Origin of the sequence: Variovorax sp. CF079 (genome assembly GCF_900101545.1) — a bacterium.
GTDB lineage: Bacteria > Pseudomonadota > Gammaproteobacteria > Burkholderiales > Burkholderiaceae_C > Variovorax.
This window is the reverse complement of sequence record NZ_FMZU01000012.1, coordinates 118,677-142,299: the sequence shown is the minus strand read 5'-3', so window position 1 is coordinate 142,299 and position 23,623 is coordinate 118,677. Positions and strand designations below refer to the sequence as shown.

The window sequence follows — 23,623 nt, the reverse complement described above, 5'->3', positions numbered from 1 at the left end:
ACGGCAGTTTCGTTTTGTCGGTTGCGAATTGATGCCTGCCGTTTCGAAAAGCTACGAGTCGCAGACGCGGTCGTTTACGTTGGCACGTTCGAAAACTCGATTTATGGACGCTGCCTCTTTGCAGCCGCACGGCGACCCTTCACTCTGATGCGTTGGTGCCAGTGACGGCGTACACCTCGACCGGCGCCGCCTTGCCCCGGAACGACGCCGCCCCGAGGGGCTCGACCGGAATGCGTCCACCGAGTGCCATGCAGGTTGCCGGATCGATCAGGATCGTCCGCTTCGCAAGCTTGGTGTGCGCCTCGAGTCGTGCGGCAAGGTTCACCGTGTCGCCGATGCAGGTGTAGGTCGCGCGCTGCTGCGTGCCGGTGTAGCCCGCCACCATTTCGCCGGTGGCGATTCCCACGCCGATGCGGATCGCAGGCTTGTCCGCAGCGATGCGCTCTGTGTTCAGCAGCTCGATCATCTCGACCATGTCGAGCGCCGCGCGCACCGCGGCCGCGCTGTGGTCGGGCAGCGGCAGCGGGGCGCCGAAGATGGCCATCAGCCCGTCGCCGATCATCTGGTTCACCACGCCGCCATGGCCGTTGATCGCGTCGAACATCAGCGTGTAGTACGTGTTCAGCAGTTCGATCGTCTCTTCGGGCGGCTGCGACTCGACCAGCGCGGTGAAGCTGCGAATGTCGGAGAACATCACCGCGCCTTGCACGCGTCGCCCGCCGAGCGCGAAGCCGGATTGCTGCAGGTCCTGCGCGACCTCGGAGGTGGCGAAGCGGCGCACCAGTTCCTTCTGCTGGTCGCGCAGGCGCTTCTTCTCGAGGCTGGCGCCGATGCGCGCCTTCAGCAGTACCGCATTGACCGGCTTGTGCAGGTAGTCCTCAGCGCCGAGCTCGATGCAGCGCACGATGGTGGCCACGCCCTCGAGCGACGAGGTCACGATCACGGGCAGGTCGTGCAGCTTCGGATCGGCGGTCAGTTGCTCCAGCACCTGGAAGCCGTCCATCTCGGGCATTTCCATGTCGAGCAGCAGCAGGTCGTAGGTGTCGCGCCGCAGCAACTCCAGGGCGAGACGTCCGTTCTCGGCGCTGTCGACGCGGTGGCCCTGCAGTTCGAGGCTGCGGGTCAGCAGCAGGCGATTGACCTTGTTGTCGTCCGCCACGAGGAGGCGGGCTGGCGCATGGCGCAAGTCAACCATGAGTCAGCTCCGTCAGAGCCGCGGCGACCCGGGCGTACTCCAGCGCCAGCGCGTCGAGTGCATTCGATTGCTGCGCGGCCGCCAGCCCCCCGAGTTCCTGTTCTCGCGCCATCGCGCCCAGCCTATGCGCGCCGAAGGTGAGACTGTTCGACTTGAGCGAATGCGCCGCGCGGCGGAAGTCATCCGCATTGCCCGAGTCAATCGCGTCGCGAAGCTCCTTCAGCATCGCCGGTGCCTCTTCGAGAAAAGTCTGTACGAGTTCCTTCACGAAGTCGCCCCCCGCGGTGTCCTGAAGTTCCGCGAAAGTCGCGAGGTCGATAGTCGCAGCGCTCATGTCATCGCTCCTTTCATCGGTCCTTTCGTGCGGGCACGCTGTTCAGCGCTTCGACCAGCCGATCGACGCGGATCGGCTTGGTCAGGTAATCGTCCATGCCTGCGGCCATGCACATCTCACGGTCGCCCTGCATGGCGTTGGCCGTCATCGCCACGATGCGCGGCCGTTGCGGCGCCTCCAGCAGCTTGCAGATCTGCCGCGTCGCGTCCAGTCCGTCGAGTTCGGGCATCTGCACATCCATGAGCACCACATCGTAGGCCTGGCGCTGCACCGATTCCACCGCCTCGATGCCGTTGGAGGCGAGGTCGGCCCGGTAGCCCATCTGCTGCAGCAGGCGCATGGCGAGCTTCTGGTTCACCGCGTTGTCTTCGGCGAGCAGGATGCGCAGCGGGTGGCGTGCGGCCATCGTCGGGTCGATCTGCGGCTTGGCCGCATCGGCGGCTGCAGGTTTCGCAGGCGTGTCGTGCGCGAGCAGGCTCGTCAACGTGTCGAACAGGTGCGACTGGCGGATCGGCTTGGCCAGGTACGCATTGAAGAACGATTCGGTGGCATGCGTCTCGTGCCGCCCCAGCGAGCTGAACAGCACGAGTGGCAGCACGGCGTGGCTCGCCCGGATGCGTCGCGCGAGGTCGATGCCGTCCATCTCGGGCATGTGCATGTCGAGGATCGCGAGGTCGAAGCGCTCGCCCTGTTCGAGCCAGCGCAAGGCTTCGAGCGGCGATTCCGTGTCGCGCGAACTCATGCCCCACTTGCCGGTCTGCAGCGAGAGCACGCGCCGGTTCGTCGCGTTGTCGTCGACGATCAGCACGCGCTTTCCCTGCAGTCCGGCCTGCACGCCGACATAGTCGCGGCGCCGGCTCGGCGGCAGGTTCGCGGTCGGCGCCTCGATGGTGAAGAGGAACGTCGAGCCTTTGCCCACACCCTCGCTTTCCACCCACATGCGTCCGCCCATCAGTTCGGCCAGCCGCCTGCTGATCGCCAGGCCCAGGCCGGTGCCGCCGTACTTGCGCGTGGTGCTCGAGTCGGCCTGCGTGAACGACTGGAACAGCCGGCTCATGCCTTGCAGCGACAGGCCGATGCCGGTGTCGCGCACGGCGAAGGTCAGCGCCACCTTGCCGGCGGAGGCGGCCTCCGAACTCACCGTCAACACCACCTCGCCGGCCTCGGTGAACTTCACCGCGTTGCTCAACAGGTTCAGCAGGATCTGCCGCAGCCGCGCGAGGTCGCCGCTCACGGCCGCGGGCACGTCACCCTCGAACACATAGGCAATGTCGAGCTGCTTCTCGGTCGCGCGCGTGCTGACGAGGTCGAGCGCCGCCTCCACGCAGTCGCGCAGGTCGAACGAGTGCGATTCGATGTCCATGCGCCCGGCCTCGATCTTCGAGTAGTCGAGGATGTCGTTGATGATGGTCAAGAGCGCATCGCCCGAATCGCGGATGGTCGCGACGTAGTCCTGCTGCTCGGTGTCGAGCCTCGTGTCGAGCAGCAAGCCGCTCATGCCGATCACCGCGTTCATCGGCGTGCGGATCTCGTGGCTCATGGTCGCCAGGAACGAACTTTTCGCGTCGTTGGCGGCCTCGGCCGCGGCACGCGCCTCCTGCGTCTGATTGAACATTCGGGCGTTCTGTATGGCAATCACGGCCTGGTCAGCGAAGGTCTTGAGAAGTTCCACCTGGTGGCTGGAGAACGGCCCGGCCGCGCTGCGGGTCACGCTGATCATGCCGATGGGAACGCCCTCGTGCACCAGCGGGACGCCGGCCTGGCCGCGCCATCCCCTGCGGCGCGCCAGCTCTCGCAATGCATCCGAGACTTCAGCATTCGCCTCGATGTCTTCCATGACAAGCGGCTTGCCCGTCACCAGGGGCTGGTAGATATAGTCCGACGTCACCGGGGCGGGAAAGTAGTTCTTCAGCGCCTGGTCGCCCTCCTCGCTGGTGGGTGTGTATGCGGCAAGATGGATCGAATCGTCGATGAGCCGCAGCAATGTCGCGGAGAACCCGCCAACCAACTGCCGCGCGCTTTGAACGATGGCGCTGAAGACAGGTTGCACGTCGGCGGGCGAACTTGCAATGACCTTCAGGATTTCCGCTGTCGCCGTCTGCCGTTCCAGCGCTTCCTGGGTCTCACGGAACAGGCGCGCGTTCTCGATCGCGATCACGGCCTGGCTGGCGAAGGTCTGCAGCAGGGCGACAGACTTGGCGGGGAAGGTACCGGGCTGCTCACGCGCAACGCCGACCGTGCCGATGGGGCGGCCCTCGCGCAGCAAGGGCACCGACAGCACACTGCGAAAGCCCGCTTGCCTGGCCTGTTCATTCAGTTCGTAATCAGCGTCCGCGTGCACATCGGGAATCTGCACTGGCGCGCGTTCCATGATGGCGCGGGCGTTGCTGGAGCCGCGCCCGAGCTTCATCGGAAATGCGGCGCGCATGGACGCCTCCGCTTCCGGTGTCGTGCCGTGGTAGCCCACCATGTGCAGCAGTTGGCCGTCGAAACGCGTGGCCGTGCCGATGGTCGCGCCGCACAACGCCCTGGCGCGCTCCGCGATCGCTTCGAACACGGGCTGCGCATCGGTGGGCGAACTGCTCATCACGCGCAGGATCGCCGCCGTGGAGGTCTGCTGCTCCAGTGCCTCCTTGGTCTCATTGAACAGTCGCGCGTTCTGGATCGCGATCACGGCCTGGTCGGCAAAGGTCTTCAGCAGCCCGGCCTCCTGCTCGCTGAAGGGCACGGGCGGGTTGCGGGTCACGTACAGCATGCCGATGCCCCGCCCTTCCCACTGCATCGGCGCGAAGACCTGCGAGTAGTTGCCGGTCCCGAGCATCACCGCGGCGTTGCGCACGCTCTTGGGCGTGTCGGCCCCGTTCATCACGTCGGCGTAGCGCAGCACGCGGTTTTCGCGGATCGCCTGGTGGACCGGCTCCTCGCGCAGCGGGAGCGGAAAGATGCGCGCCACCGCCGGCGCCGACTCGCCGCGGTAGGCCGCGGAGCGCAACAGCTGCTGCTCCTCGTCGATGATCACGATGCCGAGCTCGGAGCTGCGGAACAGGCGGGCGCAGCTCTCCAGGATCTTGTCGAACACCGGCGCGGCGTCGGCCACCGAGCCGCTGATGACCTGCAGGACTTCGGCGCTTGCCGTCTGCCGCTCCAGCGCCTGCCTGGTCTCGTTGAACAGACGCACGTTCTCGATGGCGATCACCGCCTGGTCGGCGAAAGTCTGCACCAGGCCGATCTCCGCTGGCGCAAAAGGCCGTACCTGGTTGCGCAGCAGCGCGATCACGCCGATCGATTCGCCATCGCGAATCATCGGCACGGCCAGCACCGTGCGAAAGCCATTGCGCGCCTGAAGTTCGCGCACGTCCGGATATTCGGTGTCGAGAAGGGGGACGACGTCTTCGACATGCACGCTACGGCGCTCCAGGAACGCACGGCCGCCGATCGAGCTGGCGCGCAGCGGCAGTTCTGTGCCCCGTGAGTCTTCGTACGCCGGCCCGTAGCTCGTCATCGCGCGCAGGTGCTCGCCGGCGGCCAGCCACACCCGGCTGCCGTCGGCTCGACACAACAGGCCGGCGCGCTCGGCCACCGTGTCGAGCACCGGCTGCACGTCGGTCGGCGAGCCGCTGATGACCTTCAGCACCTCGGACGTTGCGGTCTGGCGCTCCAGCGCCTCCCGGGTCTCATTGATCAGCCGCACGTTCTCGATCGCGATCACGGCCTGGTCGGCAAACATCTTGAGCAGGTCGAGCTGCCGTCGCGGCGTCTTGCCGGGTTCCAGCCACGCGGTGACGATCACGCCGATCGGCGCGCCATCCTTGAGCATCGGTGCAGCGATCATCCGGCGCCAGTTTCCGGTCTTCGCCATCGTGCGGTCGTAATTCGGGTCTGACCCCGCATCCTCGTTGCTCAGGGCCCTTCGCTCGATGATGGCGCGACCGCTCATCAGGTGCGAATCGGGAGGCGCCGGGTACCGGGTGCGTGCCGCCTCCAGCGCCGATGCAGCCCAGTTCCGGGTGGCTGCCAGATGAACCAGGCGGCCGTCGAAGCTCAAGATCGCGGAAGTCGGGCTGCCGAGCAGCCGCGTCGCGCAATCCAGGATCGCCTCGAACACGGGAGCCACATCGGTCGGCGATTCGCTGATGACGCGCAGCACCTCACTGATCGCGGTCTGGTACTCGAGGGACTCTGTCAGCTCGGCGGTGCGTTCCTCGACCTTGTGCAGCGCCTCCTGGGTCTCGTTGAACAGCCGCGCGTTCCGGATTGCGATCACCGCCTGGTCGGCGAATGTCTTGAGCAGAGCGCGCTCACTGGGCCTGAACGGACCCACCTCGTCGCGCTGCATGCTGAGGATGCCGATGCCGCGGCCCTCCCACATCAGCGGAGCGGCCAGGTTCGCGAAGCTTCTTCCCAGATGCTCGGCGTTGCGGCGCAACACCAGTGGCGCCCCGACGTCGTTCAGCACGTCGGCAAACTCCACCAGGTCTCCGGTGCGGAACGCGGGTTCGGCAGACGTATCGGCCAGCGGCATCGGGTAGTTCGACTGCATCAATGGCTCGAGCTCGGCTGCGCGTGCCTCGCCGATCGCGGCGCGGCCGGCCGCCGTCATCCGCCAACGCGTCAGCGCGAGCTGGCCCTGAGCGTCGACCATCAACAAGGCGAATGAACCGGCGTCGAACAAACGGTCGCAGCACTCGAGGATCTTGTCGAACACGGGCCCGGTGTCGGCCACCGAGCTGCCGATGACCTGCAGCACCTCGGCGGTCGCGGTCTGGTGCGCCAGCGCCTCCTTCAATTCGCGGGCGCGGCGCTGCGTCTCGTCGAACAGGCGGGCGTTCTCCAGCGCCAGGCCCATGCTCGCCGCCACCGTTTCGAGCAGCCGGACCTCGTTGCTCCCGAAGGCGTATTCGCGCTCGTGGTTCTGCAGCACGATGGCGCCCAGAGCGCGATCGCTGCCGATGATGGGGACCGCGACGATCGAGTGCGCCCAATCGGTTCCCGGTGCCGGGCTCATGCCGATCCGGGTCTGTTCCTCGCGCGTGTTCGCCACGCCGGTCCGGCGTTCGCGGAGGATTCGTTCTGCCGCCTCGCCGGGCTTCAACGGCCGCGCCGGCGGGAGCGGCAACGGCACGTTGTGTTCGTAGCGATACAGCGCCTGGATCAGGTTGGTCTTGTCATCCCACCACACGATGTTCAGGTCGCCGGTGGCAAACACTTCCCGCAGCTTGTCGCCCACCAGGTTGATGATGGCCTGAAACTCCAGCCTTGCGGCCACGCCTTGCTGGATACTGTTGATGAGTGTGAGCTCCCCGGCGCGTTGCGCGAGCTCGCCCGTGCGCTCAGCCACCTTGCGCTCCAGGCCCTCACGGAAGCGGATATTGGCCAGGGCCACGGAGGCCTGGCTCGCAAGCATGGCCAGCAGGTCGCGGTCCGCGTCATGGAAGCGACCGGCCGCGCCTTCGATGTCGGCGTAAAGGTAGCCGATCAGCTCGTGCCGGGCGATCAGCGGAGCGATGAGGCACGAGCGCTGGGCGGCGGGTTCGGCACCATCGGGCCCGTGCCGCAGGCTCACGGCGCGGGTGCGGCGGGTTTGGGCGAGCCAGGGTCCAATGGCGCTGAGCAGGCCGGCGGCGTCTTCGCCTTGCGGCAGCATCGAGGCGACGATGCGCGGGCCGTCGTCGCTGTCGAGCACCAGCAGCACGCGCTGCGCGCCGCTGAGTTCGATCGCCTCGTCGATCAGGAATTCGTGCAGCTCACTCTCGCGGCGCAATTCATTCAGGCGCAGCCCGCTGTAGACCAGGCGCTCGAAGGGCTCGCGCCGGTGGGTGTCGGCGCGCAACGCGCGCATCGACAGTGGCCGGGACCGGGACCTTGCCATATGGCAATTGCCTCCTGCGATCAGGGGGTGATGCGCGAGTGGCGCACACGGCGTGGAGTCTAACGGCGAAGCGGCGAGCGGGTGTGAGGCCCTATGGCCGGTGCTTCAATTGCTTGAAACCCCATTGCCCACGCGGCCAGACCTTCAAGGCAAGCGCGCAGGAGTAAGCTGGCACAAAGGGGACAGGAACATGCTGGCGGCCGAATGCGCGTGGATCATCTTGCGTGCCGAGCACACTCGCATTCGTGAGCTGTTGGCGCTTGTCGACGGCACGCTGAAAACAGGGGATTGGACACGACCGGGGCCGCAGGCGGCGTCGCTCGTCGAACTCATCGAACGCCTTCAGGCATTCGACGAAACGACGCATCGCCCGAAGGGCGTCGTCCTGCTCGAGATACTGCGCGGCAGGTCGGCAGAGGCCGACCAACTGCTCGATGAGCTCGAACTGGAAAGCAAGCACTGTGACGGCCTGCTCTCACGGGCAAAGGCCATGTTGAAGCCTGCCGAATCGGGGGAAATGGGCGACGCCGGGACCGTCGAAGCCCTGTTGCAAGAGCACCGCCAGCTGATGCATGCCCATCTGGACCGAGAAGACACGCTGCTCCATTCCCAAACGGCGCTGTTGCTGACGGGCGAGGAGTGGGCTGCCGTGGTGTCGTCGATGTCCGCGGCCATGGAGGCCGCGAAAGAACGCGACCGTGGCCGCCCGCCCTCCTGAGAATGGCGCCGCCGCTATTGCGGCTGCAAGCCGATTTCCTTCGCCACCTTCTGCCAGCGTTCGGCTTCCGCGCGCATGAAGGCGCGCAACTCGCCACTGCTGGACGCTTTCAGTTCCACGGCCAGGGCCGACAGCCGCTCCTTGACGGCCGGCTGAGCCAGGGCTGCCGCGGCCTCCTTGCGCAGGTGTTCGGTCACCTCGAGCGGCGTGGTGGCCGGCGCCACCATGGCCCACCACTGGTCGATCTCGACGCCCTTGATGCCGGCCTCCGACAGCGTGGGCACGCCCCGCAGCGCCGGCAGGTCCACACGCTGCGGGCTGGCCACGGCCAGCGCGCGGATCTTGCCGGCCGCGAGCAGGCTGGAGCCGCTTGCCAGCGTGGCGAAGTGGCCCGCCACCATGCCCGCCGCCACGTCGTTGAGCGCAGGCGCCGAACCTCGGTACGGCACCATGTTGAACCTGATCCGGCTGCGGGTCGCCAGCAGCTCCGCGGCCAGGTGGCTGACGGTGCCGGCGCCGCTGTGCGCGATGGCGGGCGGCGACGCAGCAGCGGCCGCGGCCGCCTTCATGAAGCTCCTGAAATCCTTGCTGTCGGCACCGGTGCCGCCGAAGAAAACCAACGGCGAGGTGCCGATCATCGTCATCGGCGTGAAGTCGCGCAGCAGGTCGTAGGGCAGGCGGGTCATCACCGCCGGCGCGATGGCATGCGGGAGTTCCACGATGGCGATTGTGTAGCCGTCCGGCGCGGCCCGGGCGGCGGCTTCGGTGCCGATCTGGCCCGCGGCGCCGGGCCGGTTGTCCACGATGACCGAGATGCCCATCGCGCTGCTCATGCCCTGCGCCATGGCACGCGCAATGGCATCGGTGCTGCCGCCGGGAGCCCAGGGCACGATCAGCTTGATCGGCTTGTCGGGAAAGGCGGCCCAGGCCTTCGGCCCAGCGGCCATCAGCGCGGCTGCGCTCAGGAAGGTGCGGCGATGCATCGGCGACATGGGAAGCTCCTTGAAACTCAAACAGGATCGGGCCAGCTCGGATCGCGCGAGGCGTCCGCGGTGAGCATCAGCAGCACGTGTTCGTCCGCCGCGATCGCGCTGCGTTCGCGCAATTGCGAAAGCGCAGCCAGGCCGCCCGCGGCGCAGAGCTCCGCGCTGACGCGCGCCTGCGCGAGCAGGCGCCGGGATGCGCGCGCCTGGTCGTCGCCCACGACCACGGCGCCGCCGCCGGTGGCGGCGACCGCCTGCCATTGAAGATACGTGACGGTAGCGCCGGCCGTGGAGAACTGCGCGGTGCGGCCGGGGTAGTCGGCATCCAGCGCGCCGCCTTCGAGCACGCGCGAGAGCCGCGCGAAAGGCTCGACCGCCCAGATGCGCGGCAGCTTCGCGATGCGGCCGGCGACCAGCAGATCGCGAAAGCCGGCAAAGAGGCCCCATGCCAGGTCGCCGCGTGCCGTCGGCACCACCACATGGTCGGGCAGGCCGCCCTGCTCCAGGCATTCGTCGGCGATGGGCTTGTAGCCTTCGATGGCCAGCGGTGCGCTGCCGAGCGCTGGCAGGCTGTAGTTGGTGAGCGCGAAATAGCCCGCGAGCGCCGCACGCTCGCGCACGAAGGCCCAGCGGCCGGCGTTGTCGGCGAAGGCGAAACGCCTGGCGCCCGCGGCGTCGAGTGCGCGCGCGTAGGCGGCGGGCATGCCGTCGTAGGTCGCGACCTCGCAGGCCAGGCCCGCCGCCTGCGCGTAATGCGCGGCCGACACCGCGGCGTTGCCCGAGGAGGCGAGCACCAGCGTGTGAGCGCCGAAGTCCAGCGCCTGCGTGACGCCAATCGCGGTCATCCGGTCCTTGTGCGAGCCGGTCGGATTGCAGGACTCGTCCTTGAAGCTGAGGCGCGCGACGCCGAAGCGACGTGCGAGATCGGGCATCGCGTACAGCGGCGTGCCGCCCTCGCCCAGGCTGAAGCCCCGTGCATACGGCATGAGAGGCGCTGACGTCGCGTCGGCCCGATAGCTCGCGCGCAGGCCGACATGCACGCCCTCCGCGCGGCAGGCCGGGCAGCCCTCGTGCGCAAGGCGGATCGGGTACTCGGCGTCGCAGCGCAGGCATTGCAGTCCGCGCAGCAGCGGATTCCTGATCGGCCGGATCGGCTGGGCCAGGGCGCAAACCGGGTGGGTCATCTCTTTGGCCTTGTCGCTGAAATCGATGCCCGAATGCTAGGCGCAGATAAATAAAATAAAGTCGATTGATCTATTCATCCGATAACCAAACTTATCAATGCGATTCACCGAGATCGAGACCTTCCGGGCCCTGATGCGCAGCAGCACCACGCGCAAGGCAGCGGCTCAGCTGCATGTGACGCAGCCCGCCGTCAGCCAGTCGCTCAAGCGACTCGAGGCGCAGGCGGGCATGGTGCTGTTCCAGCGCAGCGGCGGGCGGCTGGTGCCGACACCGGAGGCGAACGCGCTCTGGACCGAGGTGGAGCGCGTGTTCATCGGCATGGACGCGATCGAGCACCGGCTGCGCAGCCTGCGCGACTTCGGCGTCAACCAGCTCGAGCTCAGCTGCTATCCGGCCTTCGGGCTCGGCTTCATGCCGCGCGCGCTGGCGCGGCTGAAGGCGCAACGCGGGGACGGCGCGTGGCCGCAGGTGTCGCTGCAGGTGCTGAGCTCGAAGGATGTGCGCGACCGCGTGGCCATGGGCATTTCGGATTTCGGGCTCATGGCCGACGAGCTGTCGCTGGAGGGCATCGAGCATTCGACCTTTGCGCGCATGCCCGGCGTGATCGTGATGCGAGAGGGCCACGCGCTGGCGCGCTTCAAGACCGTCAAGCCCCAGCAGCTCGCGGAGCTTCCCTTCCTGGCCTTGAACCCCGAGGACCCGGCGCATCGCCGGCTCGAGGCCGCCATGGCGCAGCAGGGCATCGCGCTGCGCGTGGCCGCGCAGACGCCTTATGCGGCCAGCGTCTGCGAGATGGCGCTGCGCGGCCTGGGCGTCGGCCTGGTCAATCCGATCACCGCACTCGACTACGCCGAGCGTGGGCTGGTCGTGCGCAAGCTGTCGATCGACGTCTCGTTCGCCTGCCTGCTGGCCCTGCCGGCGGGCAAGGTGCTGTCGGCCACGGCCAGGGAATTCCTGTCCGTCATGCGCCAGCAGCTCGAGGAGGATAGTCAGCGGCTGCAGCGCCATTTGCGCTGAACCGCCGCGTGAACCACACTGCCGGAAGCATCGACATGGTGACCGAACTTGCCCACTCCTGGTTGACCCGCAGCGCACCCGTGGCCGCTGCGCAGGCCGCCGGCCGCCCGCTCGTGGCGCTGGAGTCGACCATCATCGCCCACGGCATGCCCTATCCGGAGAACGTTCGCACGGCACGCGAAGTGGAGGCCTTGATCCGCAGCCTGGGCGCCGAGCCCGCGACCATCGCGCTGATCGGGGGGCGAATCCGCATCGGCCTCGCGGACGACGAGCTCGAACTGCTGGCCCGCTCGGGCGATGCGCACAAGGTCAGCCGCCGCGACCTGCCGGCCGTCCTGGCCGGCGGCGGGCTCGGCGCCACGACGGTGGCCGGCACGATGATCTGCGCGGCGCTGGCCGGCATCGAGGTCTTCGTCACCGGCGGCATCGGCGGCGTGCACCGCGGCGCGCCGGAGAGCTTCGACATCTCGGCCGACCTGCAGGAACTGGCGAAGACCTCGGTGGCCGTGGTGTGCGCCGGTGCGAAGTCGATCCTGGACATCGGGCTCACGCTGGAATACCTGGAAACGCACGGCGTGCCGGTGCTCAGTTGCGAGCAGGACAACTTCGCCGCGTTCTACACGCGCGACAGCGGCTTTCGCGCGGACTTCAGGCTAGACGACGCGGCGGCGCAAGCGCGCTTCATCCGCACCAAGTGGGACCTGGGCCTCGCGGGCGGCGTGGTGTTGAGCACGCCGGTGCCGGAAGCGGCCGCGATGCCGCGCGAGGAGATCGACGCGCTGACCCGGCAGGCGCTCGCCGAGGCCAAGGCGCAAGGCATCACCGGCAAGGCGGTGACACCCTTCCTGCTGGCTCGCATCAAGGCGCTGACGGGCGGACGCAGCCTGGCGACCAACATCGCGCTCATCAAACACAACGCCGAGGTGGGGGCCAGGCTGGCGCTGGCGTTGGCACGTGCGGGACGGGGAGCAGGCGCACAATGAGTGCCTCATGCGCCAGCTCCTCTTTCTTGCCATCCTGAGCACGCTCGCTCCCCTCTCCAGCGCGGAGGTGATCCGCTGCGCAGACGCGGCCGGCAACGTGAGCTATACCGACGGCAAATGCCCGCCGGGCGCCACGCCGGTGGGACGCGTGTCGGAACCCCCGCCTCCGGTACGAGACACAGCCGAGCGGCAGCGTGAGGAGCGCGGCCCGACGGCAGCGGCCCCGAGCCCGTCTCAGGCGCCGGCAGGCCCGGCCATCATCGACTCTCGCGGCGCCAGCAGCAACGAGCGGCCCGGCGATTCGCGCTGGAGCGAGCGCGGCAGCGATCCCGTGGCGATCGACGATGGATATCCCTACCCCGGCACCTATCGCCAGCCCATCCCGCGTCGCGACATGCGGCCGCGCATCCGCAACTGCGATGCGGCGGGCTGCCAGGACACACAGGGCAACCATTACAACCGCTCCGGCCGGCTGGACCGCTACCAGACCCCCGATGGAAAGACCTGCCGGCCGGTGGGTACCACCACGATCTGCCGCTGAGCCGGAGCTTCACGCTGCTCTTGCTGCGGCGCCTCAGGGCGCCACGTAGTCCGACACCACCTTCCACTTGCCATCCACGATCTGCGACAGGCGCGACTGGTCGTTGCCCAGGCGCTTGGTGGCGGTGTAGCTGCTCTTGGGACCGCCGAACATGTCGGGCTCGAAGGTCATGCTGTCCATCGCCTTGATGAAGCTGTCGGTCGTGAGGTTGGGGCCGGCCTTCTGCGCGGCCCTGATGAACTGGTCGATGATGGTGTAGCCGTAGACCGAGAACACGGTCGGGTCCTCGTTGAACTTGGTCTTGTACTTGTTGGCCCAGAAGCGGATCGGTTGCGACTGCTCGTCGGTGTAGGGATTTTGCGCGGTCATGGTCGCGTAGAGGCCGTCCATCGCCTTGCCGCCGAGCTTGTGGATCAGGTCGGTGTAGGCCGCGCTGGAGCCCAGGAAGGTCGGGTTGAAGCCGGTCTTGCGCGCCTCGCCGATGGTGCCGATGGTTTCGCGGATGATGGTGCCCATCACCACGAGATCGCAGTTGGCCGCCTTCATCTTCGCGACCTGCGAGGAGAAGTCGGTCGCGCCGCGCTTGAACGAAGTCTTCTCGGTCAGCTCCATGCCGGCGGTCTTGAGGCCGGCTTCGGCGCCGCGCTGCACTTCGAGCCCGAACTCGTCGTCCTGGTAGATGGTGCAGACCTTCTTGGCGCCCTTCTCCTTGATCATCTTGGGCAGCGCGTTGCGGATCTGGTCGTAGTAGGTGGCGGCGAAGGAGTACTTGAGCCGGTGGAAGGGCTCGTACATTTCGCGCGCCGCCGTGATCGGCATGAAGTTGATCACGTTCTTGTCGAACTGCACCGGCATCGCCGCCATGTTCTGCGCGGTGCCGATGTGGCCGGCCATGATGAAGATCTTGTCCTGGTTGACCAGCTTCTGCGCCGCCAGCACCGCCTTCTTGGGGTCGTAGCCCGAGTCCTCGACGAAGAGCTTGAGCTTGCGGCCATGCACGTTGCCCTGCTCGTTGAGCTCGTCCACGCGCAACTGCATGCCGTTGCGCGACTGTTTGCCGAAGCCCGCGATCGGGCCCGAGAGATCCTGGATGGTGCCGATGCGGATCTCGTCCTTGGTGACGCCCTGCGATTGCGCGCCGGCCAGGCCGCAGCCCAGCGCGAGACCGGCGACTGCGGCCAGGGGAAACAGTGTCTTGATCTTCATACAGGAATCTCCTTGGTTGACGAACTGAACGAGTCGGCTATCGGTACATGGCCTCGATGCGGGGGGAGTATTTGGTCTGCACCAGCTTCCGCTTGAGCTTCATCGTCGGCGTGAGCTCTTCGTCCTCGGCGCTGAGCTGCGTTTCGAGCAAAAAGAACTTCTTGATCTGCTCCACCCGCGCGAACTTGGCGTTGACGCGGTCGATCTCGCCCTGGATCAGGTCCTGTACTTCCTGTGCGCGCGTGAGGCTCTCGTAGTTGCTGAAAGGCACGTCGTGGTCCTGCGCGAATTTCTCGACGTTCTCCTGGTCGATCATGACGATCACCGTCAGGTAGGGCCTGGCATCGCCGATCACCACGGCATCGGTGATGTAGGGGCTGAACTTGAGCTCGTTCTCCAGCTCGCTCGGCGTGATGTTCTTGCCGCCTGCCGTGATGATGATGTCCTTCATGCGGTCGGTAATGCGGAAATACCCGTCCTCGTCGACGGTGCCGACGTCGCCGGTGTGCAGCCAGCCGTCGGCGTCGATGGTCTCCGCCGTCTTCTCGGGCAGGTTGAGGTAGCCCATGAAGACGTTGGTGCCGCGCACCAGGATCTCGCCGGTGGCCGGATCGAGCCGTACCTCGTTGTAGCCGGCGGCCGGGCCGATGGAACCCGGCTTGATGCGCGCGGCCGGCACGCCGGTGGAAGCGCCACAGGACTCGGTCATGCCCCAGACCTCGAGCATCGGCACACCGAGCGCCAGGTACCACTTGACCAGCTCGGGCGAGATCGGCGCCGCGCCGGTGACCAGGAAGCGCGCGCGGTGGATGCCGATCAGCTTGCGCGCGTTGTCGAGCGCGAGCCAGCGCGCGAGGCGGAACTTGAAGCGCAGCAGGCCGCCCACCGGCTGCCCCGCGAGCACGCGCTCGGCGATGGCGCTGCCCACGCCGATGCTCCAGCGGTAGGCCGCCTGCTGCACGCTGCTCGCTTCCTTCAATGCGATCATCACGCCCGAGTAGAACTTCTCCCACACGCGCGGCACGGCGGTGAACACGGTGGGCGCGATCTCGCGCACGTTCTCGGGCACGGTCTCCGGGTTCTCGACGAAGTTGAGGATGGCGCCGGTGTACATCGCGAAGTACTCGCCACCCATGCGCTCGGCGATGTGGCACAGCGGCAGGAAGCACATGCGCTCGTCGTGCTCGTCCTGCGCGACCAGCATGTTGTAGCCGCGCATGGTGTGGACCAGCCCGCGATGGCTGTGCATCGCGCCCTTGGGCTTGCCGGTGGTGCCCGAGGTGTAGACCAGGATCGCCAGGTCTTCGGGGCGGCAGGCGGCGATGCGCCGTTCGAGTTCCTGCGGGTGGCTCTGGAGGTAGTCGCGGCCCAGGGCGCGCAACGCATCGAGGCTCATGACGCCCGGATCATGAAGCTCGCGCAGGCCTTCCATGTCGAACACGATCACGCGGCGCAGAAGCGGCAGCCCGGCGCGCACTTCGAGCGCCTTGTCGAGCTGCTCGTCGTCCTCGACGAAGAGCACGGTGGTGCGCGAGTCCTCGCACAGGTACTTCACCTGCGAGGCCGCGTCGGTCGGATAGATGCCGTTGGCCACGCCGGCGCAGCTGAGCACCGCCAGGTCGCACAGCACCCATTCGACGACGGTGTTGGCCAGGATCGATGCGCACTCGCCGGGCGCGAAGCCGATCGCCATCAGCCCGCCGGCGATCTCGCGCACCGCCTCGGCGGTCTGCCGCCAGCTCCAGCTGTGCCAGATGCCGAACTCCTTCTGCCGCATCCAGACCTGGTCGCCACGCGCGCGCTCGGCGTTCCAGAAGACCGCGGGAACGGTGTCGCCCTGCACCACGATCTCCTGCCGCGGCTGGATGTGAGAGAGGTCCCAGAGTCCTTGCTGCTGCTGATGCTGCTTGGCCATGGTCTTACCTCCAGGTCTTCTTCTTTTTCCAGCGCCGCTCGCCGCGCACGCCCTCGTCCTTGAGGCCGAGGTAGAACTCCTTGATGTCCTCCTTTTCGCGCAGGCGCTCGCAGGTGTCTTCCATCACGATGCGGCCGTTCTCTAGCACGTAGCCGTAGTCGGAAGCGTTGAGCGCCATGTTGGCGTTCTGCTCCACCAGCAGGATGGTGGTGCCGCGCTCGCGGTTGATGCGCACCACGATCTCGAAGATCTCGCGCGTGAGCTTGGGCGAAAGGCCGAGGCTGGGCTCGTCGAGCAGGATGAGCTTGGGCGCCGCCATGATGGCGCGCGAGATCGCGAGCATCTGCTGCTGGCCGCCGGAGAGCAGGCCGGCGTCCTGCGTGGCGCGCTCGCGCAGGATCGGGAAATAGCCATAGACGGTTTCGATGTCGCGCGCGACGCCGTCGCGGTCGGTGCGAGTGTAGGCGCCCATCAGCAGGTTGTCTTTCACCGACAGCAGCGGGAACACTTCGCGGCCTTCGGGGACGTGCGAGAGGCCTTGCTGGACGATATGGGCAGGATCCTTGGCGGTGATGTTCTGACCTTGGAATTCGATGCTGCCTTTTCTCGGATCGATGATTCCGGAGATCGTCTTGAGGATGGTGGTCTTGCCGGCGCCGTTGGAGCCCAGCACGGTGGCGATCTCGCCCTGGCGCACCTTGAGGCTGACGCCGCGGATGGCCTTGATGGGGCCGTAGGCGCTTTCGACGTTGAGGAGCGCAAGGACGACGTCGCTCATGCCGTCCTCCTCAATCCGCTCACATCCCCCACAGTCCCCAGATAAGCCTCGATAACCTTCACATCCGACTGCACCTCGCGCGGCGTCCCCGAGGCCAGCGCCTCGCCCATGTTCATCGCGAGCACGCGGTCCGACACCTTCGACACCAGCGACATGTCGTGCTCCACCATCAGCACCGAGATGCCGAGCTCCTGCTGGATGTCCTGGATCCAGAAGGCCATGTCCGCCGTCTCCTCGACATTGAGCCCGGAAGACGGTTCGTCGAGCAGCAGCAGCTTGGGCTCGGTGCATAGCGCGCGCGCGAGTTCCACCACCTTGCGCACGCCGTAGGGTAGCCCCGCCACCATCGAATCGCGGTGATGCTGCAGGTCCAGCAGGTCGATCACCCGCTCCGCTTTTTCGCGCGCCTCGATCTCGGCGCGGCGCGTGGCGGGCGTGAAGAAGACCTCGCTCCAGAAGCCGGTCTGGCGATGCGTGTGGCGGCCGATCAGGAGGTTGTGCAGCACGGTCGCATGCTCGAACAGCTCGATGTTCTGGAAGGTGCGCGCGATGCCGAGCGCGGCAATGGCATGCGGCGCCTGCTGCGTGAGCGAGAGCGCTGCGCCCTCGCCGTGCCAGACGATCTCGCCCGTGGTCGGCGTGTAGATGCGGCTGATCAGGTTGAAGACCGTGGTCTTGCCGGCGCCGTTGGGCCCGATCAGCGTGAACACCTCGCCGCGCCGCACGTCGAAGCTCACCTTGTTCACGGCCAGCACCCCGCCGAAGCGCACGCTCAGGTCTCGGGCTGCAAGCAAAACGTCCGCGCTCATTGGCTGTCCATTCCAGGAACACCGCGGAACCGGCTTTGCCGGGCCGCTGGTGTTGCCCCCGGTGAGGTGGTTGGCGAAGCGACACGAAGTGCGCGAATCCTGGGGGAGAGCTTCATCTCAATCTGTCCGACTTGGTGAAGGACTTCTGCCGCCTGAACAGTCCGCGGCGGTAGAACGGAAAGAGCTGGAGGTAGGTGCGGATCTTGAGCCAACGCCCGTACAGGCCCAGCGGCTCGAACAGCACGAAGCCGATCAGCACCAGCCCGTAGACCAGCCCCTGCAATCCGGGCGCCTGGCCGATCACCGGCGGCAGCCAGTCCTTGCCGAGCGCGATCAGCTGCGGCATCGCGATCAGGAAGATCGCGCCGAGGAAGGCGCCGTGCACCGAGCCCAGCCCGCCGATCACCACCATCAGCAGCAGGTCGATCGATTGCAAGATGTTGAACTGGTCCGGCGAGATGAAGCTGAGCTTGTGTGCATAGAGCGCCCCGCCGAGCCCTGCCAATGCGGCCGAGATCGCGAAGGACATGGTCTTGTAGCGCGCCAGATGGATGCCCATGCTCTGCGCCGAGATCTCCGAATCCCGGATCGCGACGAAGGCGCGGCCGGTCGGCGAGCGCAGCAGGTTCAGGATGGCCAGCGTGCAGACCACCGCGATCACCAGGCACACGATGTAGAAGCCTTCGCTCGAACTGATGTCCAGCCCGAAGAGCTTGGGCGACTTCACGTGCAGTCCCGAGTTGCCGCCGGTGACGCTCTCCCAGCGCGCGAACACCTCCTCGACGATGAAGCCGAAGGCCAGGGTCGCGATGCCGAGATAGATGCCCTTGACGCGCAAGGCAGGCAGCGCGACCACCACGCCGACCGTGGCCGAGAGCGCGGCGGCCGCCACCATCGCGATCGGAAAGGGCACCCCCATGTTCGCGAGCACGGCCTGCGTGTAGGCGCCGGTGCCGAGAAAGGCCGCATGCCCGATCGAGAACTGCCCGGTGAAGCCGGCCAGGAGCATCAGGCCGAGGCCCACGATGCCGTAGATCAGCACGAAGGTCAGCTGCGCGAGCCAGTACTCGGGCAGCAGCCATGGCGCCGCGATCAGCGCCGCGCCGAGCAGGCTGTACCAGAACACGTGGCCGCCGTGCTTGGCCAGGCCGATGTCCTGCGCGTAGGAGGTCTTGAAGATGAAGCGCATTCAGACTTTCTTGCGCAGCTTCTCGCCGAACAGGCCGTTGGGCTTCACCATCAGCATGATCAGCACCACGATGTAGGGCGCCGTGTCCTTGAACCCGTCGGGCAAATAGAAGCCGGCGAAGGATTCGACGATGCCGATCACCAGCCCGCCGACGATCGCGCCCGGCAGGCTGCCGAAGCCGCCCACCACCGCGGCCGGAAAAGCCTTGAGGCCGATGAAGCCCATGTTGGCGTGCACGAAGGTGATCGGCGCGAGCAGCATGCCGGCGATGGCGGCCACCGCGGCCGCGAGCCCCCACACCAGCCCGTTGAGCCGCTTGACCGGAATGCCCATGTAGTAGGCCGCCAGCTGGTTCTGCGACGAGGCCTGCATCGCGATGCCGAGCTTGCTGTAGCGGAACATCGCGAACAACAGGCCGCACAGCAGCGCGGTGGAAAGGATGATGGCCATCTGCTCCACGTTGACCACCAACTCGCCCAGCTTCCAGATCTGGTCCTTGTAGGGCACAGGCAGCGTGTGCGTCTCGGTGCCGATGGCGGGAATCATGGTGATCAGCCCGCGCGCCACGTAGCCGATGCCGATGGTCAGCATCACGATCGAGAACTGCGGCTGCCCGAGGATTGGCCGGATCACGACCAGTTCGAGCAGCACGCCGAAGGCGGCCATCGCCGCCACGGCCAGCAGCGCCGCCAACCAGAAGGGAAGGCCGAACAAGGACATGCCGGCGAAGGCACAGAAGGCGCCCAGCATCATGAGCTCGCCCTGGGCGAAGCTCACGGTTTCGGTGGCCTTGTAGATCAGCACGAACCCCAGCGCGATCAGGCCGTAGATGCAGCCTTGCGCAATGCCTGAGAGCAGGAGCTGGAGGACTTGCAATCAGGCCTCTTTCATTGATACACCGCGAGTCGTCGCGAGCCGGCGAGGATGTCGCTGGGACGCAGGCCGTAGACTTGGCGGATCGAGTGGCTGAAATGGGTCGAATCGGGATAGCCGGTGTCGAGCGCGATGTCGGTCAGCGTGGCGGACTCCCGCACATGGCGCAGCAGGCTGCGGGCCCGCTTCCAGGCGCGGAAGGCACGGAAAGGCACGCCGATCTCCTGCTTGAACAGATGCAGGAAGCGCGAGAAGGAGAGCTGCACCGAGGCCGCGCATTCCTCGGCCGAGGCCGGCAGCGCCGGGTCGGCGACGATGCGCTCGACCACCTGGCGGATGCGCGCGTCGATCGGCCGCACGACGAGCGGCTGGCCGAAGAACAGCGTGTCGAAGTCAAGGGCGTCGAAGCCGTCGCGGCCGGCGGCGGCAAGCAGTTGCGCGTGGGCCGCGCGAACGCGCTGGACGAAGTCCGGCGCCTCGACCGCGCCGCAGTGCTGCAGAAAGTCTGGCAGCTGCGCTGGATCGACCGACTCCGATTCGATCAGCAGGTTGAGGATCAGCGGCTCTTCGCTCACGACCTGGTGCGGCACCTGCGGCGGCACCACCAGCAGCTCGCCGCTTTGCCAGGCGCCGCCGCCGATGCGGATGCGCATCGGCTGTCCCGTCGGCGACACGTAGACGCCATGGCCTCCCAGGCTGCGCTCGGCCGCCGCGCCCAGCAGGCCGGCGTAGAAAACGCGCTCGCGGGTCAGCCACATGAGGCGCTCGCCCCTGGTGCCGTTGCCGCTGCGGTCGGTGTCCGTCCTGGTGCCCAAGATGAATGTCTCCTGCGCTCGCGTCGCGCTCGCAGGATCGTAGCGGCGCCGCAGCGGCGCGGCGATGTCGAGGTGCGGGGACTTTCCCTACATGCGCCCTGACTTCGACAAGCTCAGTCCGAACGGTTCCTGGTCATGCTGCCAGCGCCCGCCGCAGTTCGCCGGCGCACAGCGCCACCGCCGCGTTCGCCTCGTCGAGCAGCCGGCCCATGGTGATGAAGCCATGGATCTGGCGCTCGAAGCAGACGTAGACCGCGCGGTTGCCGGCCGCAGTCAGCGCCCGCGCGTAGTCCAGCCCCTCGTCGCGCAGCGGGTCGTAGCCGGCGGTGAGCACCAGCGCCGGCGGCAGGCGCGACAGGTCGGGGTGCAAGAGCGGCGAGGCGCGCCAGTCGAGGTCGTGCTGCGGGTCGGTGATGTAGTGGTCGTGGAAATACTTGATCGTGTCGCTGGTCAGCACATAGCCCTGACCGTTGCTGGTGTGCGAAGGGTGCACGCAGCGCATGTCGGTTGCCGGGTAGATCAGCAACTGGAAGGCGATGGGCAGATCGCCCGCATCGCGCGCCGCGATCGCCACCACCGCCGCGAGGTTGCCCCCGGCGCTGTCGCCGCCGACCGCGAGGCGATTCGCGTTCACGCCGAGCGAATCCGCTTCCTTGCGCACCCAGTAGGTGGCGGCGAGCACGTCGTCCACCGCGGCCGGGAAGCGATGCTCCGGGCCCATGCGGTAGTCGACTGCGATCACCGCGCAGCCCGAGAGGTTGGCAAGCTCGCGGCACAGCGTGTCGTGGGTGTCGAGGTCGCCGATGGTCCAGCCGCCGCCGTGGTAGTAGACCAGCACCGGCACCGAGGCGCCGGCCGTGCTGCCCAGTGGACGGTAGAGCCGCAATGGGATCGCGCCGTGCGGGCCGGGCGCGCTGAGCTCGCGCACCTCCGCCACTTCGCCGGGCTCCGGCTGCGTGACCGCGCGCCGTTCACGGTAGAACTTGCGCGCATCGGCCGGCGTCAGCGTGTGGGTCGGCGGCACGCCGCGCTGCACCAGCAGGTCGATGAAGGCTTGGGCTTGGGGATGCAGCATGGCGGACTCCTGGAAGGGCCGGAACTCAGGCCTTGCGCGGCTTGACGCGCGAAGCGGCTTCCTTCGCGTTGCGGCGCGCCGTCTCCACATCCGCCGCATGCGCCAGCGCTACGCCCATGCGCCGCTTGACGAAACTTTCGGGCTTGCCGAACAGGCGCACCTCGCTGCCCGGCACCTGCAGCGCGTGGGCCACGCCTTCGAAGGCAATGCCGGTCGCGTCCACGCCGCCGTAGATCACCGCGCTGGCGCCCGGGCTCTTGAGCGCGGTGTCCACCGGCAGGCCCAGGATGGCGCGCGCATGCAGCTCGAACTCGTTTTGCCACTGGGTCGCCATGGTCACCATGCCGGTGTCGTGCGGCCGCGGGCTGACTTCGCTGAACCAGACCTCCTCGCCTTTCACGAAAAGCTCGACGCCGAAGAGCCCCTGCCCGCCGAGATCTGCCGTCACCGCCTGCGCGATCTGCTGCGCTTTTTGCAGCGCGGCCGGCGCCATCGGATGCGGTTGCCAGCTCTCGACGTAGTCGCCGCTCACCTGCACGTGGCCGATGGGCTCGCAGAACTGCGTCTGGACCCGGCCTGCCGCGTCGAGCGCGCGCACGGTCAGGAGCGTGATCTCGTAGTCGAAGTCGATGAAGCCCTCGACGATCACGCGGCCGTGGCTCACGCGGCCGCCGGCCATCGCGTAGTCCCAGGCCTTCTGCACGTCGGCCGGGCCGTCGATCTTGCTCTGGCCCTTGCCCGAGCTGCTCATCACCGGCTTGACGATGCACGGATAACCGATGCCGGCGTCGATCGCCGCCTGCAGCTCGGCCACCGAATCGCAGAACTTGTAGGGGCTGGTCGGCACACCCAGCGTTTCGGCGGCGAGGCGGCGGATGCCCTCGCGGTCCATCGTGAGGCGCGCCGCGCGCGCGGTCGGGATCACGCGCACCGTGCCCGCGTCTTCCAGCTGCTGCAGCATGGGCGTAGCGATGGCCTCGATCTCGGGCACCACGAGCTGCGGCTTCTCGGCCTCGATCAGCGCCTTCAGCTGATCGGGGTCGCTCATCGTGATGGTGCGCGCGTGGTGCGCCACCTGCTGGCCGGGCGCGTTCTCGTAGCGGTCGACGGCGATGGTCTCCACGCCCAGGCGCTGGAGCGCGATCAGCACCTCCTTGCCGAGTTCGCCGGAGCCGAGCAGCATCACGCGGGTTGCAGAGGGGGAAAGAGGGGTTCCGAGGGTCGTCATGGTGACCACTTTAAATCACGGGCTGACCCACAATGGCGGATTTTCAAGGAGCATTCGAAATGACGATTCAGACGGTCGGCATCATCGGCGCGGGCACGATGGGCAACGGGATCGCGCAGGCCTGCGCTGTCGCAGGCGTGAAGGTGGTGATGGTCGACATTGCGCAAGCCGCGGTCGACAAGGGCTTGGCCACCGTGGCCGGCAGCCTCGAGCGCCTGATCAAGAAGGACAAGCTCACCGCCGCCCAGAAGGACGCGGCGCTGGCGCTGATCAAGGGCTCGACGAACTACGAGGACCTGAAGAGCGCAGAGCTCGTGATCGAGGCCGCGACCGAGAACCACGAACTCAAGCTGAAGATCCTGAAGCAGGTCGACGCCATGCTCGCGCCCGAGGTCATCATCGCGTCCAACACCTCGTCGATCTCGATCACCCAGCTGGCGGCGGCGACCTCGCGGCCCGACCGCTTCATCGGCATGCACTTCTTCAACCCGGTGCCGATGATGGCGCTGGTGGAGATCATCCGCGGCTACCTGACCAGCGACGCCACGCACGATGCGGTGAAGGCGCTGGCCGAGCGGCTGGGCAAGTCGCCGATCACCGTGAAGAACGCGCCGGGCTTCGTGGTCAACCGCATACTGGTGCCGATGATCAACGAGGCCTTCTTCGTGCTGGCCGAAGGCATTGCGAGCGCGGAAGACATCGACGCCGGCATGAAGCTGGGCTGCAACCAGCCCATCGGTCCGCTGGCGCTGGCCGACATGATCGGGCTCGACGTCTGCCTGGCGGTGATGGAGGTCTACCTCGAGCAGTTCGGCGATTCGAAGTACCGGCCCTGCCCGCTCTTGAAGGAGATGGTCGCGGCAGGCCAGCTCGGCCGCAAGACGGGTCGCGGCGTCTACACCTACTGAGG

General features: G+C 67.3%; 19 protein-coding genes. 5 read left to right on the top strand and 14 right to left on the bottom strand.

The window, feature by feature from the left end:
• Window positions 1-139 precede the first annotated feature (139 nt).
• From BLS74_RS17540 to BLS74_RS34810, 3 genes are read right to left on the bottom strand one after another with little or no spacing between them, the layout of a single operon-like run.
• On the bottom strand, window positions 140-1,195 hold the full coding sequence (locus BLS74_RS17540; RefSeq protein WP_093108413.1) for an adenylate/guanylate cyclase domain-containing protein: 1,056 nt from the start codon (window positions 1,193-1,195) through the stop codon (window positions 140-142).
• Complete coding sequence (locus BLS74_RS17535; RefSeq protein WP_093108412.1) at window positions 1,188-1,529, bottom strand: Hpt domain-containing protein; 342 nt, start codon at window positions 1,527-1,529, stop codon at window positions 1,188-1,190. Before BLS74_RS17535 ends, BLS74_RS17540 begins: the two co-directional genes overlap by 8 nt.
• A 13-nt stretch (window positions 1,530-1,542) precedes the next feature.
• The gene (locus BLS74_RS34810) at window positions 1,543-7,368 is read right to left on the bottom strand and encodes a GAF domain-containing protein (protein ID WP_212733676.1); all 5,826 of its coding nucleotides are present in this window, start codon (window positions 7,366-7,368) and stop codon (window positions 1,543-1,545) included.
• 220 nt (window positions 7,369-7,588) lie between these two features.
• On the opposite strand from BLS74_RS34810, the gene BLS74_RS17525 reads away from it, so the two are divergent.
• A complete protein-coding gene (locus BLS74_RS17525; RefSeq protein WP_093108410.1) occupies window positions 7,589-8,116 on the top strand; it encodes a hemerythrin domain-containing protein in 528 nt (175 codons plus the stop codon).
• A gap of 14 nt (window positions 8,117-8,130) precedes the next feature.
• Here BLS74_RS17525 and BLS74_RS17520 read toward each other — a convergent pair whose 3' ends face one another.
• Together BLS74_RS17520 and BLS74_RS17515 are read right to left on the bottom strand one after the other, a co-directional pair.
• The gene (locus tag BLS74_RS17520; protein WP_093108409.1) at window positions 8,131-9,108 is read right to left on the bottom strand and encodes a Bug family tripartite tricarboxylate transporter substrate binding protein; all 978 of its coding nucleotides are present in this window, start codon (window positions 9,106-9,108) and stop codon (window positions 8,131-8,133) included.
• 17 nt (window positions 9,109-9,125) lie between these two features.
• The gene (locus BLS74_RS17515) at window positions 9,126-10,283 is read right to left on the bottom strand and encodes a threonine synthase (RefSeq protein ID WP_093108408.1); all 1,158 of its coding nucleotides are present in this window, start codon (window positions 10,281-10,283) and stop codon (window positions 9,126-9,128) included.
• 97 nt (window positions 10,284-10,380) lie between these two features.
• Between BLS74_RS17515 and BLS74_RS17510 the strand changes: the two genes are divergently transcribed.
• Genes BLS74_RS17510 through BLS74_RS34805 form a run of 3 tightly spaced genes read left to right on the top strand, consistent with a single transcriptional unit; the run spans window position 10,381 to window position 12,825 of the window.
• Window positions 10,381-11,301, top strand: a complete 921-nt coding sequence (locus BLS74_RS17510) for a LysR substrate-binding domain-containing protein (RefSeq protein WP_093108407.1) — start codon at window positions 10,381-10,383, stop codon at window positions 11,299-11,301.
• Window positions 11,302-11,336: 35 nt separating this feature from the next.
• Window positions 11,337-12,284, top strand: a complete 948-nt coding sequence (locus BLS74_RS17505; RefSeq protein WP_093108501.1) for a pseudouridine-5'-phosphate glycosidase — start codon at window positions 11,337-11,339, stop codon at window positions 12,282-12,284.
• A 7-nt stretch (window positions 12,285-12,291) separates the two neighbouring features.
• Entirely contained in the window at window positions 12,292-12,825 is a 534-nt protein-coding gene (locus BLS74_RS34805) for a DUF4124 domain-containing protein (RefSeq protein ID WP_093108406.1), read from the top strand.
• A gap of 33 nt (window positions 12,826-12,858) precedes the next feature.
• Here the strand turns inward: BLS74_RS34805 and BLS74_RS17495 are convergent, their stop codons facing one another.
• The 9 genes from BLS74_RS17495 to purT form a co-directional block, all read right to left on the bottom strand.
• Window positions 12,859-14,031 (bottom strand): ABC transporter substrate-binding protein, encoded by a 1,173-nt coding sequence (locus BLS74_RS17495; protein ID WP_093108405.1) that lies wholly within the window; start codon window positions 14,029-14,031, stop codon window positions 12,859-12,861.
• A 37-nt stretch (window positions 14,032-14,068) separates the two neighbouring features.
• A complete protein-coding gene (locus BLS74_RS17490; RefSeq protein ID WP_093108404.1) occupies window positions 14,069-15,946 on the bottom strand; it encodes an AMP-dependent synthetase/ligase in 1,878 nt (625 codons plus the stop codon).
• Window positions 15,947-15,950: 4 nt separating this feature from the next.
• The gene (locus BLS74_RS17485; RefSeq protein WP_093108403.1) at window positions 15,951-16,724 is read right to left on the bottom strand and encodes an ABC transporter ATP-binding protein; all 774 of its coding nucleotides are present in this window, start codon (window positions 16,722-16,724) and stop codon (window positions 15,951-15,953) included.
• A complete protein-coding gene (locus BLS74_RS17480; protein ID WP_093108402.1) occupies window positions 16,721-17,533 on the bottom strand; it encodes an ABC transporter ATP-binding protein in 813 nt (270 codons plus the stop codon). Before BLS74_RS17480 ends, BLS74_RS17485 begins: the two co-directional genes overlap by 4 nt.
• 112 nt (window positions 17,534-17,645) lie before the next feature.
• Window positions 17,646-18,722, bottom strand: a complete 1,077-nt coding sequence (locus BLS74_RS17475; protein ID WP_093108401.1) for a branched-chain amino acid ABC transporter permease — start codon at window positions 18,720-18,722, stop codon at window positions 17,646-17,648.
• Window positions 18,723-19,598, bottom strand: a complete 876-nt coding sequence (locus BLS74_RS17470; protein ID WP_093108400.1) for a branched-chain amino acid ABC transporter permease — start codon at window positions 19,596-19,598, stop codon at window positions 18,723-18,725.
• A gap of 11 nt (window positions 19,599-19,609) precedes the next feature.
• On the bottom strand, window positions 19,610-20,410 hold the full coding sequence (locus tag BLS74_RS17465; protein WP_244503909.1) for a helix-turn-helix domain-containing protein: 801 nt from the start codon (window positions 20,408-20,410) through the stop codon (window positions 19,610-19,612).
• Window positions 20,411-20,543: 133 nt separating this feature from the next.
• Complete coding sequence (locus BLS74_RS17460) at window positions 20,544-21,485, bottom strand: alpha/beta hydrolase (protein ID WP_093108399.1); 942 nt, start codon at window positions 21,483-21,485, stop codon at window positions 20,544-20,546.
• Window positions 21,486-21,510: 25 nt separating this feature from the next.
• The gene (purT, locus tag BLS74_RS17455; protein ID WP_093108499.1) at window positions 21,511-22,713 is read right to left on the bottom strand and encodes a formate-dependent phosphoribosylglycinamide formyltransferase; all 1,203 of its coding nucleotides are present in this window, start codon (window positions 22,711-22,713) and stop codon (window positions 21,511-21,513) included.
• 59 nt (window positions 22,714-22,772) lie between these two features.
• Here purT and BLS74_RS17450 point away from each other — a divergent pair, with 59 nt between their 5' ends.
• Complete coding sequence (locus tag BLS74_RS17450; protein WP_093108398.1) at window positions 22,773-23,621, top strand: 3-hydroxybutyryl-CoA dehydrogenase; 849 nt, start codon at window positions 22,773-22,775, stop codon at window positions 23,619-23,621.
• Window positions 23,622-23,623 lie beyond the last annotated feature (2 nt).

What these genes read in the sequence shown, in the direction of transcription:
- BLS74_RS17495 (WP_093108405.1), bottom strand. Translation starts at nt 14,031, where the DNA reads ATGAAGATCAAGACACTGTTTCCCCTGGCCGCAGTCGCCGGTCTCGCG.
- BLS74_RS17510 (WP_093108407.1), top strand. Translation starts at nt 10,381, where the DNA reads ATGCGATTCACCGAGATCGAGACCTTCCGGGCCCTGATGCGCAGCAGC.
- BLS74_RS17485 (WP_093108403.1), bottom strand. Translation starts at nt 16,724, where the DNA reads ATGAGCGACGTCGTCCTTGCGCTCCTCAACGTCGAAAGCGCCTACGGC.
- BLS74_RS34805 (WP_093108406.1), top strand. Translation starts at nt 12,292, where the DNA reads ATGCGCCAGCTCCTCTTTCTTGCCATCCTGAGCACGCTCGCTCCCCTC.
- BLS74_RS17515 (WP_093108408.1), bottom strand. Translation starts at nt 10,283, where the DNA reads ATGACCCACCCGGTTTGCGCCCTGGCCCAGCCGATCCGGCCGATCAGG.
- BLS74_RS17475 (WP_093108401.1), bottom strand. Translation starts at nt 18,722, where the DNA reads ATGCGCTTCATCTTCAAGACCTCCTACGCGCAGGACATCGGCCTGGCC.
- BLS74_RS17520 (WP_093108409.1), bottom strand. Translation starts at nt 9,108, where the DNA reads ATGTCGCCGATGCATCGCCGCACCTTCCTGAGCGCAGCCGCGCTGATG.
- BLS74_RS17535 (WP_093108412.1), bottom strand. Translation starts at nt 1,529, where the DNA reads ATGAGCGCTGCGACTATCGACCTCGCGACTTTCGCGGAACTTCAGGAC.
- BLS74_RS17490 (WP_093108404.1), bottom strand. Translation starts at nt 15,946, where the DNA reads ATGGCCAAGCAGCATCAGCAGCAGCAAGGACTCTGGGACCTCTCTCAC.
- BLS74_RS17505 (WP_093108501.1), top strand. Translation starts at nt 11,337, where the DNA reads ATGGTGACCGAACTTGCCCACTCCTGGTTGACCCGCAGCGCACCCGTG.
- BLS74_RS34810 (WP_212733676.1), bottom strand. Translation starts at nt 7,368, where the DNA reads ATGCGCGCGTTGCGCGCCGACACCCACCGGCGCGAGCCCTTCGAGCGC.
- BLS74_RS17480 (WP_093108402.1), bottom strand. Translation starts at nt 17,533, where the DNA reads ATGAGCGCGGACGTTTTGCTTGCAGCCCGAGACCTGAGCGTGCGCTTC.
- BLS74_RS17525 (WP_093108410.1), top strand. Translation starts at nt 7,589, where the DNA reads ATGCTGGCGGCCGAATGCGCGTGGATCATCTTGCGTGCCGAGCACACT.
- purT (WP_093108499.1), bottom strand. Translation starts at nt 22,713, where the DNA reads ATGACGACCCTCGGAACCCCTCTTTCCCCCTCTGCAACCCGCGTGATG.
- BLS74_RS17540 (WP_093108413.1), bottom strand. Translation starts at nt 1,195, where the DNA reads ATGGTTGACTTGCGCCATGCGCCAGCCCGCCTCCTCGTGGCGGACGAC.
- BLS74_RS17450 (WP_093108398.1), top strand. Translation starts at nt 22,773, where the DNA reads ATGACGATTCAGACGGTCGGCATCATCGGCGCGGGCACGATGGGCAAC.
- BLS74_RS17460 (WP_093108399.1), bottom strand. Translation starts at nt 21,485, where the DNA reads ATGCTGCATCCCCAAGCCCAAGCCTTCATCGACCTGCTGGTGCAGCGC.